We start from the raw sequence: 14182 nt of genomic DNA, 5'->3' as shown, positions 1-14182 counted from the left end.
CGACAATAATGTTCAGGATATTCCTGAAATTTGCGCTAAGACTGCATTTCACAGCTTATCGCGTTAACATTAAAAGCGTTGCCTCATAAACACAGGTTCTTATTTACGACGTTGATGGCTGTATCGTCCCGCATTCGCTTTCTGTTATTACTCCCACTTCTTACGGCGGGTGCCGTTCACGGTGCCCCGAATTCCTTTATGCATCAGGCAGAAAACCCCTTTGATAACAACGGGGACAGTTTGCCCGATCTCGGCATGGCGACGCCAACAGACGAGGGGGAAAAGCACCTGGCCGAAATGGCAAAAGCCTTTGGCGAAGCCAGTATGACCGATAACGGCCTCACCACCGGCGAGCAGGCGCGTCAGTTCGCGTTTGGTAAGGTGCGTGACGCGGTGAGCGGCGAGGTGAATCAGCAGATTGAGTCCTGGCTCTCGCCCTGGGGCAACGCCAGCGTCAATTTACTGGTGGATGACGAGGGGAACTTTAACGGCAGCAGCGGGAGCTGGTTCATCCCCTGGAATGATAACAACCGTTACCTGAGCTGGAGCCAGCTGGGGCTGACGCAGCAGAGTGACGGCCTGGTGAGCAATGCCGGCATCGGTCAGCGCTGGGTTGCCGGAAAATGGCTGCTCGGCTACAACACCTTTTACGATAATCTGCTTGATGAAAACCTGCAGCGTGCCGGACTGGGTGCGGAGGCGTGGGGCGAGAATCTGCGTCTGTCTGCCAATTACTATCAACCGCTGGCCAGCTGGCGCGAGAGTTCGGACGTGCAGGAGCAGCGCATGGCGCGTGGCTATGACGTGACCGCTAAAGCCTGGCTGCCGTGGTTTCATCATTTCAACACCAGCGTCAGCTTTGAGCAGTACTTTGGTGACAACGTTGACCTGTTCAACAGTGGAACCGGCTATCACAACCCGGTGGCGGTCAACCTGGGGCTTAACTATACGCCTGTTCCTCTGGTCACCCTGACGGCGGCGCATAAGCAGGGGGAGAGCGGTGCGAGTCAGAACAACCTCGGGCTTAAGCTCAACTACCGCTTTGGTGTGCCCCTTGCCAAGCAGCTTTCCGCCAGCGAAGTTGCCGCCACGCGCTCCCTGCGCGGCAGTCGCTATGATTCACCGGAGCGGGATAACCTGCCGGTAATGGAGTTCCGCCAGCGCAAAACGCTCTCCGTCTGGCTGGCGACTCCGCCGTGGGATTTGAAAGGGGGCGAGACCGTGATGCTCAAGCTTCAGGTACGCAGCACTCATGGTATTCGGCAGATCCACTGGCAGGGCGATACCCAGGCATTGAGCCTGACTGCGCCTGCCAACACGCACAGCAGCGATGGCTGGAGTGTGATTATGCCTGCCTGGGATGACAGTGACGGGGCGAAGAACCGCTGGCACCTGTCGGCGGTGGTTGAAGATGAAAAAGGACAGCGCGTCTCATCCAATGAGATCACGCTTACCGTGGTTCAGCCGCTTGTCGCGTTACCTGACGACGACCCGCGCTGGAAGTTACTCCCGGATGAGTAATCCTCAGAAAATGCGTTCCTGATGCACCCACACGGCGGCTTCAACGCGGGATTTTAGCTTCATCTTCTTCAGCATATGTTTCACATGCACCTTGACCGTGCTTTCGGTGATATCCAGACGACGGGCGATCATTTTGTTCGGCAGACCCTGGGCAATCAGCTTCAGAATATCGCGCTCGCGCGGGGTTAACTGGCTGACGTCGCGGTCGGAGGTGGCGCGGTTTGCCCGCAGGCTGGCGGCCAGCACCGGGGTTAACGCCTCGCTCAGTACCATTTCGCCTGCGGCAGCCTGTTGCAGGGCCTTGAGCAGATCTTCCGGCTCCATATCTTTCAGCAGGTAGCCGTCTGCACCGCGTTTTAACGCCGTGACCACATCTTCTTCATGGTTTGAGACGCTGAAGACCACCACGCGTCCCGACAGCGATTTTTCACGCAGCTTATCGAGCGTCTCCAGACCGTTCATGCCTGGCATGTTCAGATCGAGCAGGATCAAATCAGGATCAAGCGATTCGGCAAGTTCAATACCCTGTTCACCGTTGCTGGCTTCGCCAACGACGGTGATATCAGGTGCCATGCTGACCAGCTGTTTTACGCCAGTACGCAGCATCGGATGGTCGTCAATCAACAGGATGGATGCCGGTTCCTGATTAGTCATGGGTTTCTCCCTGTATAGTTGTGAGGGGTTTTTCGGGGATAAAGGTGACAACCACTTCTGTGCCACCTGTTTCTCGCCGACGAACCTGGCAATCACCGCGCAGGCTTTGGGCGCGGTCTCGCATGATAATTAAACCGTAATGGTTTGTCCGTTCGGCATTTTCCGGCACGCCGCGGCCGTTGTCATGAACCGTGAGCTTCACCTGATTATCGTGCTGGCTAACGGTAACGGTGACCGCCGTCGCGTCAGCGTGTTTTAGCACGTTGCTCAGCGCTTCGCGGGCGATCTGCAGTAAATGAATGGCCTGATGAGAAGGCACAAAACGAGGCGGTAACTGGTAATCGAGCTTCACCGGGAACCCCAGTCGGGCGCTAAATTCCTGGCAGCTTGCTTCCAGCGCCGGGCGCAGGCCGGGCTCGGTGAGCTGCAGGCGGAAGGTGGTCAGCAGTTCGCGAAGCTGTACCCAGGAGGTGTTCAGCTCGTTGCGGATCTGGCTCAGCAGCGCTTTGTTGCTTTCCGGCATTTCTGCGGCCTGCATTTGCAGACAGCTGACCTGCATTTTCATACAGGAGAGTGATTGGGCGATAGAGTCGTGGAGTTCGCGGGCGATGGTGGCGCGCTCTTCCATCACGATCAGCTGCTGCTGCTTCTCCTGATGGCGGTCGAGTGCCAGCGTGGCCGTCAGCTGTTCAACCAGCGTATCCACCAGTTGCTGCTGGTCGTGGCTCAGATGACGCCCGGCGGGCAGGGTCGCCAGCAGAATACCGTACTGGGTGTGGCTGTCTGTCAGCCGCCATTTTAGCGTCGTGCCGCTGGTGGTCAGCGGCGGTAAGCCGCGTGGGCACAGGTGGCAGCCTTTGTCATCGCAGCTCATATCTGACTGACAGGTAAACTCCTGGTGATTTTCTTCATCTTCCATGTCGTACACCCGAAGCTCCAGATCGTGCAGCAGGGTCAGATTCTGCAGGCCATTCAGGACCGGGGAGAGACGTTCGCACAGCGGCACCTGCATATGCAGGCGGCGATTAGCCTGCCACAGAAACGAGAGGATCTCGTTTTTCTGCTCCAGCCCCGCGGTTTTCTCCTGTACGCGTTTTTCCAGTACCGCGTAACTCTCGGCGAGTTCATCTGACATGGTGTTGAGCGCCTGGCCCAGCATCGCCATTTCGTTGCGTCCGCTGATGTGGGTGCGCTGGGTAAAATCCCGGGCAGTCACCGCGCGGGCCATCGCCAGCAGTTGCTTCCAGGGATTCAGCAGCCGGGCGCGCAGCCAGACAATGGTGAAAATCAGCAGCAGCCCCATAAACAGCGCCATCGCCCGGTGGATCATCACCACCCGGTCGATGCGTAATTCGGTGGTTTGATCGAAAGAGGAGACCAGGGTATCAATGCGGGAAACGAACCCGGCGACATCATGGGCAACGGTATCAGGATTTTTCGCCTGCTTTAACCCCGGCTCCAGCTGAGTGTGCCAGTAGCCCTGAAGGGCTTTAAGCTGGGATTCCTGACCGGCACGAATCGCGGCACTTTCCAGTTCGGTGCTAAAAGCGGTATGTTCCATATCGTCCAGCAGCTTCTGATCGTCCTGGGTTAACGGCACCGATGCCAGTAGACGATAACTCTGCATGCGTAGTGAGCCTGCCTCGTTGATGGCATGGGCATTACCCTGTACACCCTGTACCAGCCAGCCGGAAATCGCCATGCCGGTCACGCCGATGGCGGTAGACAGCAAAACGATCAGGGCGACCTGATTGACGAGTGTTAGCGGAGATAAACATCTTTTTAACATAGAGTTGCCGGGCTCCTGACGTGGCCTGCTTGCAGGAATGGCGTTATTCTGGTGCATACCCTGGAGTATACCCATACCAATAAAGGATTACCTCTAAATTGCCAATGGGGTAAGGCTCAGGGGGAGGAATGGACAGCGAGACGTCAGTCCTGTGAAAAACCACGTCTTTTTTACCGTTTTACTCTACTCACTAAGGATGATGGCTTTTTTTTCGCCGCAAATCCTCCCACTTTTCCTTTGATTTATATCAACTTACCGCCGCCCTAAAACCCTAATGTTTGCAGCATCATTCGAGAATCAGAGGTGTCTATGAGTCACACATCCGCTCCCGAAAGGGAAAATGGTGCCGTTATAACTGACTGGCGTCCGGAAGATCCGGCGTTCTGGCAGCAGCGCGGCCACCGTGTCGCAAGCCGAAATCTGTGGATTTCCGTTCCATGTTTATTGTTAGCGTTTTGCGTCTGGATGTTGTTCAGCGCGGTAGCGGTGAACCTGCCTAAGGTCGGATTTACCTTTACCACCGATCAGTTGTTTATGCTGACCGCGCTGCCGTCGCTGTCGGGAGCCTTGCTGCGCGTGCCTTACGCGTTCATGGTGCCGGTTTTTGGCGGCCGTCGCTGGACGGCGTTCAGTACCGGTATCATGATCGTGCCTTGTGTGTGGCTCGGTTTTGCGGTGCAGGACACCTCCACGCCGTTTAGCGTGTTCGTGATCATCTCTCTGCTCTGCGGCTTTGCGGGCGCAAACTTCGCGTCCAGCATGGCAAACATCAGCTTCTTCTTCCCGAAAGCGAAGCAGGGCGGTGCGCTGGGGATTAACGGCGGCCTGGGTAACATGGGCGTCAGCGTAATGCAGCTGATTGCACCGCTGGCGATCTCCGTCTCTATCTTCGCGGCGTTTGGCGGCGGTGGGGTGACGCAGGCAGATGGCTCTTCCCTGTATCTGCAAAACGCGGCCTGGATCTGGGTACCGTTCCTGGTGGTCTTTACCCTTGCGGCCTGGTTCTTTATGAATGACCTGTCTGCATCGAAGGCATCCCTGAGCGAGCAGTTGCCGGTGCTGAAGCGCGGCCACCTGTGGGTGATGGCGCTGCTCTATCTGGCGACCTTCGGCTCGTTCATTGGTTTCTCTGCGGGCTTTGCCATGCTGTCGAAAACCCAGTTCCCGGAGGTGCAAATTCTGCAGTTCGCCTTCTTCGGACCGTTTATTGGCGCGCTGGCGCGTTCGCTGGGCGGCATGGTCTCTGACCGTCTGGGCGGGACCCGCGTGACGCTGGTTAACTTCGTTGTGATGGCGGTCTTCTGTGCGCTGCTGTTCCTGACCCTGCCAGCCGACGGACAGGGCGGTAACTTCATCGCCTTCTTCGGCGTGTTTATGGTGCTGTTCCTGACGGCCGGGCTGGGAAGTGCTTCTACCTTCCAGATGATCTCCGTCATCTTCCGTAAGCTGACCATGGACCGCGTGAAAGCACAGGGCGGTAGCGAAGAGCAGGCCATGCGCGAAGCGGCAACGGATACGGCGGCAGCGCTGGGCTTTATCTCCGCGATTGGCGCTATCGGTGGCTTCTTTATTCCAAAAGCGTTCGGGATCTCTCTGGACCTGACCGGCTCCCCGGCAGGAGCAATGAAAGTATTCCTCGTTTTCTATATCGCCTGTGTCGCCATCACATGGCTGGTATATGGCCGTAATTCCAAGAAAAATAAGTAAGTTTGATTATCCGTTTACGCGGCCTTCGGGTCGCGTTTTTTTGTTTCCTCAGTAGTTACAACATACTCATGGCTTTTCTAACGTCCCGCCCGCAGGTAACTCTGTGATCGCCATCGCTTTTCAGCCGAGCCTACCCCTTAATACCCGAGATGTTAAAAACAGGCGGGCTTATTGTACGATAAATAAAAAATTCCTTTAAAAATCATTGATATATAAAAATAAAAATTCTACCGCTTTGGTGGTATTCGTTATAACACCTCACTTCATAGTCCCCCTCCGTCTTGATCGTTATCAATTCTCCCTCTCTTACAGGACGTTACCTTCGCTGCAAATCAGCAATGTCGATTTAGAGAGCCACAGGCTCCACACAGGAGATACCCGATGAGCAAATTTTTGGACCGGTTTCGCTACTTCAAACAGAAGGGTGAAACTTTTGCCGATGGGCACGGCCAGGTTCTGGATACCAACCGGGACTGGGAAGACGGTTACCGCCAGCGCTGGCAGCATGACAAAGTCGTCCGTTCAACCCACGGTGTAAACTGCACTGGCTCGTGTAGCTGGAAGATTTTCGTTAAAAACGGTCTGGTGACCTGGGAAATGCAACAGACCGACTATCCGCGCACCCGCCCGGATATGCCGAACCATGAACCACGTGGCTGCCCGCGTGGTGCCAGCTACTCCTGGTATCTCTACAGTGCGAACCGTCTTAAATATCCTCTGATGCGCAAGCGCCTGATGAAAATGTGGCGTGAAGCGAAGGTGCAGCACAGCGATCCGGTAGAGGCGTGGGCATCCATTATCGAAGACGCCGACAAAGCGAAAAGCTTCAAGCAGGCGCGTGGCCGCGGTGGTTTTGTTCGCTCCTCCTGGAAAGAGGTGAATGAGTTGATTGCCGCCTCTAACGTCTATACCGTCAAAACTTACGGTCCTGACCGCGTGGCAGGCTTCTCGCCGATCCCGGCGATGTCGATGGTCTCTTACGCCTCTGGCGCGCGCTATCTTTCCCTGATTGGGGGAACCTGTCTGAGCTTCTACGACTGGTACTGCGACCTGCCGCCAGCGTCTCCACAGACCTGGGGTGAGCAGACCGACGTGCCGGAGTCCGCCGACTGGTATAACTCCAGCTACATTATCGCCTGGGGCTCCAACGTACCGCAGACCCGTACCCCGGATGCCCACTTCTTTACAGAAGTGCGTTACAAAGGCACCAAAACCGTTGCGGTGACCCCGGACTACGCCGAAATTGCCAAGCTGTGTGACCTGTGGCTGGCGCCTAAACAGGGTACTGACTCCGCGATGGCGCTGGCGATGGGCCACGTCATGCTGCGTGAATTCCATCTCGATAAACCAAGCCAGTACTTCACCGATTACGTGCGTCGTTATACCGACATGCCAATGCTGGTGATGCTGGAAGAGCGTGACGGCTACTACGCAGCAGGCCGTACGCTGCGTGCGGCGGATCTGGTGGACGCGCTGGGCCAGGAAAACAACCCTGAGTGGAAAACCGTCGCGTATAACAGCAACGGTGAGCTGGTGGTGCCAAACGGTTCAATCGGCTTCCGCTGGGGTGAGAAGGGCAAATGGAACCTTGAACAACGTAACGGTACAACCGGCGAAGAGACCGAGCTGCGCCTGAGCATGCTGGGCAGCCAGGATGAGATCGCAGAAGTGGGCTTCCCGTACTTCGGCGGTGAAGGTTCTGAGCACTTCAACAAGGTTGAGCTACAGAACGTCCTGATGCATAAACTGCCGGTGAAACGCCTGCAGCTGGCCGACGGCTCTAGCGCCCTGGTGACCACCGTGTATGACCTGACGCTGGCCAACTACGGCCTGGAGCGCGGTCTGAACGATGAAAACTGCGCGACCAGCTATGACGATGTGAAGGCGTACACCCCAGCCTGGGCGGAGCAGATCACCGGCGTACCGCGTGCGCAGATCACTCGTATCGCCCGTGAATTCGCAGAAAACGCTGACAAAACCCACGGTCGTTCAATGATTATTGTCGGTGCCGGTCTGAACCACTGGTATCACCTCGATATGAACTACCGTGGCCTGATCAATATGCTGATCTTCTGCGGCTGTGTCGGTCAGAGCGGTGGCGGCTGGGCGCACTACGTGGGCCAGGAAAAACTGCGTCCGCAGACCGGCTGGCAGCCGCTGGCGTTTGCCCTTGACTGGCAGCGTCCGGCGCGTCATATGAACAGCACTTCCTACTTCTATAACCACTCCAGCCAGTGGCGCTATGAGACGGTTACCGCGCAGGAGCTGCTATCACCGATGGCAGATAAATCCCGCTACAGCGGTCATCTGATCGACTTTAACGTCCGCGCTGAACGCATGGGCTGGTTGCCGTCCGCGCCTCAGCTGGGTACTAACCCGCTGCGCATTGCAGAAGAGGCGAAGCAGGCAGGGATGTCGCCGGTGGATTACACCGTTAAGTCTCTGAAAGACGGTTCAATTCGTTTTGCAGCCGAGCAGCCAGAAAACGGTAAAAACCATCCGCGTAACCTGTTCATCTGGCGTTCCAACCTGCTGGGCTCGTCCGGTAAAGGCCACGAGTACATGCTGAAATATCTGCTCGGTACCGAAAACGGTATTCAGGGTAAAGATCTCGGCAAGCAGGGCGGCGTGAAGCCGGAAGAGGTGGAGTGGAAAGACAACGGTCTCGACGGCAAGCTGGATCTGGTGGTGACCCTCGACTTCCGTCTCTCCAGTACCTGCCTGTACTCCGATATCGTGCTGCCTACCGCTACCTGGTACGAAAAAGACGACATGAATACCTCGGATATGCATCCGTTTATTCATCCGCTGTCTGCGGCCGTTGACCCGGCGTGGGAATCAAAAAGCGACTGGGATATCTACAAAGACATCGCGAAGAAATTCTCTGAAGTCTGCGTAGGGCACCTGGGCAAAGAGACCGACGTGGTGACGCTGCCTATCCAGCACGACTCCGCCGCAGAACTGGCGCAGCCGCTGGACGTGAAGGACTGGAAAAAAGGTGAATGTGACCTGATCCCGGGCGTAACGGCACCGCACATTATTCCGGTGGAACGTGACTACCCGGCGACCTACGAGCGCTTTACCTCTATCGGCCCGCTGATGGAGAAAATCGGCAACGGCGGGAAAGGGATTGCCTGGAACACCCAGAGCGAAATGGATCTGCTGCGCAAGCTCAATTACACCAAAGCGGACGGCCCGGCCAAAGGCCAGCCGATGCTGAATACGGCGATTGATGCGGCAGAAATGATCCTGACCCTGGCACCGGAAACCAACGGCCAGGTTGCCGTGAAGGCCTGGAAAGCGCTGAGTGAATTCACCGGCCGCGACCATACGCATCTGGCGCTCAACAAAGAAGACGAAAAAATCCGCTTCCGCGATATTCAGGCGCAGCCGCGCAAAATTATCTCCAGCCCGACCTGGTCTGGCCTGGAAGATGAACATGTCTCTTATAACGCCGGGTATACCAACGTTCACGAGCTGATCCCATGGCGTACTCTGTCCGGTCGTCAGTCGCTGTATCAGGATCACCAGTGGATGCGTGACTTCGGTGAAAGCCTGCTGGTTTACCGTCCACCAATCGACACCCGCTCCGTGAAAGCGGTGATGGGCGCGAAATCGAACGGCAACCCGGAGAAGGCGCTGAACTTCCTGACGCCGCACCAGAAGTGGGGGATCCACTCTACTTATAGCGACAACCTGCTGATGCTGACCTTGTCCCGCGGTGGTCCGATTGTGTGGATGAGTGAAGCGGACGCCAAAGATCTGGGTATTGAAGATAACGACTGGATCGAAGTGTTCAACAGCAACGGCGCCCTGACGGCGCGTGCGGTGGTGAGCCAGCGCGTACCGGCCGGGATGACCATGATGTACCACGCGCAGGAACGTATCGTGAACCTGCCGGGTTCAGAGATCACCGAGCAGCGCGGCGGTATTCACAACTCCGTGACCCGTATTACGCCGAAGCCGACCCACATGATCGGTGGCTATGCACAGCTGGCCTACGGCTTTAACTACTACGGTACGGTAGGTTCTAACCGCGATGAGTTCGTGGTGGTACGTAAGATGAAAAATATTAACTGGTTAGATGGCGAAGGTAATGACCAGGTACAGGAGAGCGTAAAATGAAAATTCGTTCACAAGTCGGCATGGTGCTGAATCTGGATAAATGCATCGGCTGTCATACCTGCTCAGTCACCTGTAAGAACGTCTGGACCAGCCGTGAAGGGATGGAATACGCCTGGTTCAACAACGTGGAAAGCAAGCCGGGCACCGGCTTCCCGACCGACTGGGAAAACCAGGAGAAGTGGAAGGGCGGCTGGATCCGTAAAATCAACGGTAAGCTGCAGCCGCGCATGGGTAACCGTGCGATGCTGCTGGGTAAAATCTTCGCCAACCCGCATCTGCCGGGTATCGAAGATTATTACGAGCCGTTTGACTACGACTACCAGAACCTGCATAACGCGCCGGAAAGTAAGCACCAGCCGATCGCCCGTCCTCGCTCCCTGATCACCGGTCAGCGCATGGACAAAATTACCAGCGGTCCAAACTGGGAAGAAATTCTGGGCGGCGAGTTCGAAAAGCGCGCCAAAGACCAGAACTTCGAGAACATGCAGAAGGCGATGTACGGCCAGTTTGAAAACACCTTCATGATGTACCTGCCGCGTCTGTGTGAGCACTGCCTCAACCCGGCGTGCGTGGCGACCTGCCCGAGCGGCGCCATCTACAAGCGTGAAGAAGACGGCATCGTGCTGATTGACCAGGACAAGTGCCGCGGCTGGCGTATGTGCATCACCGGCTGCCCGTACAAAAAAATCTACTTCAACTGGAAGAGCGGTAAGTCTGAGAAGTGCATCTTCTGTTATCCGCGTATCGAAGCCGGTATGCCGACCGTTTGCTCCGAGAGCTGCGTAGGCCGTATTCGTTACCTCGGCGTGCTGCTGTATGACGCAGACGCGATTGAAAATGCCGCGAGCACCGAGAACGAGAAAGATCTGTACCAGCGTCAGCTGGACGTGTTCCTTGACCCGAACGATCCGAAAGTGATTGAGCAGGCGCTGAAAGAAGGCATTCCGCAGAGCGTAATCGACGCGGCGCAGCAGTCTCCGGTATACAAAATGGCGATGGACTGGAAGCTGGCCCTGCCGCTGCACCCGGAATACCGCACGCTTCCGATGGTCTGGTACGTGCCGCCTCTGTCGCCGATTCAGTCAGCCGCGGATGCAGGCGAGCTGGGCAGCAACGGCATTCTGCCGGACGTGGAGAGCTTGCGTATCCCGGTTCAGTACCTGGCAAACCTGCTGACCGCAGGCGATACCCAGCCGGTACTGCTGGCGCTGAAACGTATGCTGGCGATGCGCCACTTCAAACGTGCGGAAACCGTGGACGGCGTGACCGACACCCGTGCGCTGGAAGAGGTCGGCCTGACCGAAGCGCAGGCGCAGGAGATGTACCGCTACCTGGCCATTGCCAACTACGAAGATCGTTTCGTGGTACCAAGCAGCCACCGTGAACTGGCCCGCGAAGCCTTCCCGGAGAAAAACGGTTGTGGCTTTAGCTTTGGCGACGGTTGCCACGGGTCTGACAGCAAATTCAACCTGTTCAACAGCCGCCGCATCGATGCCATGGATGTGACCAGCAAAACGGAGCCGCACCCATGATTGAACTCGTGATTGTTTCGCGTCTGCTGGAGTACCCGGATGCTGCGCTGGCGCAGCATCAGCAGGAACTCTTTGATGCGCTCGCGTCCTCTGAAAACCTGGATAAAGAAGATGCCCAGACACTGGGCGTTTTCCTCCGCGACCTGTTAGCGCGCGATCTTCTCGATGCGCAGGCGGATTACAGCCAGCTGTTTGATCGCGGTCGCGCAACCTCGCTGCTGCTGTTTGAACACGTTCACGGGGAATCCCGCGATCGGGGGCAGGCGATGGTGGACCTGATGGCCCAGTACGAGCAGCACGGCCTGCAGCTCGACAGCCGCGAGCTGCCGGATCATCTGCCGCTGTACCTGGAGTATCTGGCGCAGTTGCCAAAAGAAGAGGCGCTGGGTGGTCTGCAGGACATCGCGCCGATTCTGGCGTTGCTCAGCGCCCGTCTTCAGCAGCGCGAGAGCCGCTATGCGGCGCTGTTTGGGGTGCTGGTGAAGCTGGCGAATACCTCGGTCGACAGTGAAAAAGTGGCGGAGAAAATTGCGGACGAAGCCCGCGACGACACGCCACAGGCGCTGGATGCAGTCTGGGAAGAAGAGCAGGTGAAATTCTTTGCTGACCAGAGCTGCGGCGAATCTGAAATTTCGGCTCACCAGCGTCGTTTTGCCGGCGCGGTTGCCCCGCAATATTTGAATATCTCTAACGGAGGACGGCACTAATGCACTTCCTGAATATGTTCTTCTTTGACATTTACCCGTATATCGCGGGCACCGTGTTCCTGGTGGGAAGCTGGCTGCGTTATGACTATGGCCAGTACACCTGGCGTGCTGCCTCCAGCCAGATGCTGGATCGTAAAGGGATGCACGTTGCGTCTAACCTGTTCCACATCGGTATTCTGGGGATTTTTGCCGGTCACTTCCTGGGAATGCTGACGCCACACTGGATGTATGAAGCGTGGCTGCCCATCGAAGTGAAGCAGAAGATGGCGATGATCGCCGGTGGCGCTTGCGGCGTGATGACCCTGGTGGGTGGTCTGCTGCTGCTGAAACGCCGTCTGTTCAGTCCGCGCGTGCGGGCTACCACTACCACGGCGGATATCCTGATCCTCTCTCTGCTGATGGTTCAGTGCGCACTGGGTCTGCTGACCATTCCATTCTCGGCGCAGCATATGGACGGCAGCGAGATGATGAAGCTGGTGGGATGGGCGCAGTCCGTAGTGACCTTCCACGGTGGTGCATCTGAACATCTGGACGGGGTGGCGTTTATCTTCCGCCTGCACCTGGTGTTGGGTATGACCCTGTTTGTGCTGTTCCCGTTCTCTCGTCTGGTGCACATCTGGAGCGCGCCGGTGGGGTACCTGACGCGCAAATACCAGATTGTGCGTGCCCGTCGCTAATTTGTCGTTTTGATACTAACCCCGCATTCGCGGGGTTTTTTTTCGCCCCAGCCCAGGTTATTGCCTGCCGCAGCAAACAGGATCAGCGCGCCGCCCGCCAGTTGGGTAATATCCAGCGAATGCCCGAAGACCACATTATCGACAACGATGGCTATTACCGGATAGATAAAGGACAGTGAACCGGTAATGGGCGTCGGAAGTTTTTGGATGGCGCTATACAACAGCTGATACATGATACCGGTATGGACAATGCCCAGCGTCAGTAAAATTGGCCACGGAAAATCAGCGGACAAGGTGGGCATACGGGCAAACGGCAGTAGCATTACCACGCCTGTCAGCACCTGAATAAACGCTATATGCTGTGGCGCGATGGATTTCAGTTTGCGGGCAATAATCGCCGTCAACGCATAGAAGAACGCCGCACCCAGTGCCAGACCGATCCCCGCGAGCCAGGCTGAGCCATGGGAACCGGACAGTTCGCCTGAGAGCAAAATTATCACCCCGCCGAAGGCAAGAAACAGCCAGCCCCATTTGACCAGACTGACGCGTTCGCCTAATAACATACCCATCATCACCAGCATAAAGGGCTGAGTGTTATAGACCACAGTGGAAAGGCCAATCGAAATACGTTCATAGGCAGCGAACAGCAGCAGCCAGTTCACCACTAATGCTACCCCGCCGAGAATAGCCAGCAGCAGAGAGGTACGGGTGAGGGGACTAAAGGGTTTTTGGCTCATTCGAATGAAAATGAACAGTGCGATTGCGCCGATCAGACAGCGCCAGAAAACCTCTTCTGACACTGGCAGTCCGGAGAGTAAAACAAACGCGCCAATCGAGCCGGAAATTAACATCGCCAGGCTCATTTGCCAGACGCCTTTATGTAAGTCACGCATCATTCACCTCCTGGTTGATGACGCTATTGTCGAAAATTGCTGTCGGGTTTTACAGGGTTGAGATAAGGTTAAATACGCGAATGGCTTTTTAAAATTAGGTGAAAACGATGGAATACCTTCTCGATGATATCGATCGGCAAATTTTGGCTTGTCTGGTCGAGGATGCGCGTATGTCGCTGAAGGTGCTCAGCGGCCGTATCGGTCTGACTTCGCCCAGCACGGCAGAACGCCTGAAAAGGCTGGAAGAGCGTGGAGTGATTCAGGGTTACGGTGCCCGGGTCAATCTGGCGGCGTTAGGTTATACGCTGCAGGCGCTGGTGCGGGTTCGCCCGTTGCCTGGACTGTTACATAAAGTGGATAAATACATCCAGGCGATGCCGGAGTGTATTGAAAGCGACAAAGTGACCGGTGAAGACTGTTTTGTCATCCGGCTGGTGGTGCGGTCGATTGAACAACTGGATGTGTTGCTGGACGGGCTGGCGGAGCATGCCCAGTGTAATACGTCGATTGTGAAGAGCTCACCGGTGAAGCGACGCTTGCCGCCGATGTAGCCGTCTGTCGCCGGGTGGCGGCTACG

At 56.4% G+C, this 14182-nt stretch carries 10 protein-coding genes; 7 read left to right on the top strand and 3 right to left on the bottom strand.

Translation table 11 applies throughout. From position 1 onward, the window contains the following. The first annotated feature begins 114 nt into the window (after positions 1-114). The gene (locus EQV24_RS03930) at positions 115-1521 is read left to right on the top strand and encodes a YchO/YchP family invasin (protein ID WP_040022167.1); all 1407 of its coding nucleotides are present in this window, start codon (positions 115-117) and stop codon (positions 1519-1521) included. A gap of 3 nt (positions 1522-1524) precedes the next feature. Here the strand turns inward: EQV24_RS03930 and narL are convergent, their stop codons facing one another. Beyond that, a complete protein-coding gene (gene narL, locus EQV24_RS03925) occupies positions 1525-2175 on the bottom strand; it encodes a two-component system response regulator NarL (protein ID WP_003856701.1) in 651 nt (216 codons plus the stop codon). Beyond that, entirely contained in the window at positions 2168-3964 is a 1797-nt protein-coding gene (gene narX / locus EQV24_RS03920) for a nitrate/nitrite two-component system sensor histidine kinase NarX (RefSeq protein WP_130626216.1), read from the bottom strand. Before narX ends, narL begins: the two co-directional genes overlap by 8 nt. Positions 3965-4273: 309 nt before the next feature. Between narX and EQV24_RS03915 the strand changes: the two genes are divergently transcribed. The 5 genes from EQV24_RS03915 to narI all read left to right on the top strand — a co-directional run bounded on the left by EQV24_RS03915 (position 4274) and on the right by narI (position 12712). Next, a complete protein-coding gene (locus tag EQV24_RS03915; protein WP_130626215.1) occupies positions 4274-5671 on the top strand; it encodes a NarK family nitrate/nitrite MFS transporter in 1398 nt (465 codons plus the stop codon). A gap of 381 nt (positions 5672-6052) precedes the next feature. Then, a complete protein-coding gene (locus EQV24_RS03910) occupies positions 6053-9796 on the top strand; it encodes a nitrate reductase subunit alpha (protein WP_013096256.1) in 3744 nt (1247 codons plus the stop codon). Beyond that, entirely contained in the window at positions 9793-11328 is a 1536-nt protein-coding gene (gene narH, locus EQV24_RS03905) for a nitrate reductase subunit beta (RefSeq protein WP_130626214.1), read from the top strand. The genes EQV24_RS03910 and narH overlap by 4 nt, the downstream gene beginning before the upstream one ends. Continuing rightward, positions 11325-12035: a nitrate reductase molybdenum cofactor assembly chaperone gene (gene narJ / locus EQV24_RS03900; RefSeq protein ID WP_045294319.1), complete on the top strand. Its 711-nt coding sequence runs from the start codon at positions 11325-11327 to the stop codon at positions 12033-12035. The genes narH and narJ overlap by 4 nt, the downstream gene beginning before the upstream one ends. After that, a complete protein-coding gene (narI, locus tag EQV24_RS03895) occupies positions 12035-12712 on the top strand; it encodes a respiratory nitrate reductase subunit gamma (protein ID WP_130626213.1) in 678 nt (225 codons plus the stop codon). Before narJ ends, narI begins: the two co-directional genes overlap by 1 nt. On the opposite strand, the gene EQV24_RS03890 is transcribed toward narI, so the two are convergent. Continuing rightward, entirely contained in the window at positions 12709-13605 is an 897-nt protein-coding gene (locus EQV24_RS03890; protein WP_130626411.1) for a DMT family transporter, read from the bottom strand. The genes narI and EQV24_RS03890 overlap by 4 nt on opposite strands. Positions 13606-13712: 107 nt before the next feature. Between EQV24_RS03890 and EQV24_RS03885 the strand changes: the two genes are divergently transcribed. Beyond that, entirely contained in the window at positions 13713-14156 is a 444-nt protein-coding gene (locus tag EQV24_RS03885) for an Lrp/AsnC family transcriptional regulator (RefSeq protein ID WP_029740417.1), read from the top strand. The last annotated feature ends 26 nt before the right edge of the window (positions 14157-14182 follow it).

Source organism: Enterobacter sp. A8, from assembly GCF_004296595.1.
In the GTDB taxonomy this organism is placed as follows: domain Bacteria; phylum Pseudomonadota; class Gammaproteobacteria; order Enterobacterales; family Enterobacteriaceae; genus Enterobacter; species Enterobacter cloacae.
This window is presented reverse-complemented; position numbering and strand designations above follow the sequence as displayed.

Excerpts from the sequence above, each read along its gene's own strand:
- EQV24_RS03930 (WP_040022167.1), top strand. The coding sequence starts at position 115 with ATGGCTGTATCGTCCCGCATTCGCTTTCTGTTATTACTCCCACTTCTT.
- narL (WP_003856701.1), bottom strand. The coding sequence starts at position 2,175 with ATGACTAATCAGGAACCGGCATCCATCCTGTTGATTGACGACCATCCG.
- narX (WP_130626216.1), bottom strand. The coding sequence starts at position 3,964 with ATGTTAAAAAGATGTTTATCTCCGCTAACACTCGTCAATCAGGTCGCC.
- EQV24_RS03915 (WP_130626215.1), top strand. The coding sequence starts at position 4,274 with ATGAGTCACACATCCGCTCCCGAAAGGGAAAATGGTGCCGTTATAACT.
- EQV24_RS03910 (WP_013096256.1), top strand. The coding sequence starts at position 6,053 with ATGAGCAAATTTTTGGACCGGTTTCGCTACTTCAAACAGAAGGGTGAA.
- narH (WP_130626214.1), top strand. The coding sequence starts at position 9,793 with ATGAAAATTCGTTCACAAGTCGGCATGGTGCTGAATCTGGATAAATGC.
- narJ (WP_045294319.1), top strand. The coding sequence starts at position 11,325 with ATGATTGAACTCGTGATTGTTTCGCGTCTGCTGGAGTACCCGGATGCT.
- narI (WP_130626213.1), top strand. The coding sequence starts at position 12,035 with ATGCACTTCCTGAATATGTTCTTCTTTGACATTTACCCGTATATCGCG.
- EQV24_RS03890 (WP_130626411.1), bottom strand. The coding sequence starts at position 13,605 with ATGCGTGACTTACATAAAGGCGTCTGGCAAATGAGCCTGGCGATGTTA.
- EQV24_RS03885 (WP_029740417.1), top strand. The coding sequence starts at position 13,713 with ATGGAATACCTTCTCGATGATATCGATCGGCAAATTTTGGCTTGTCTG.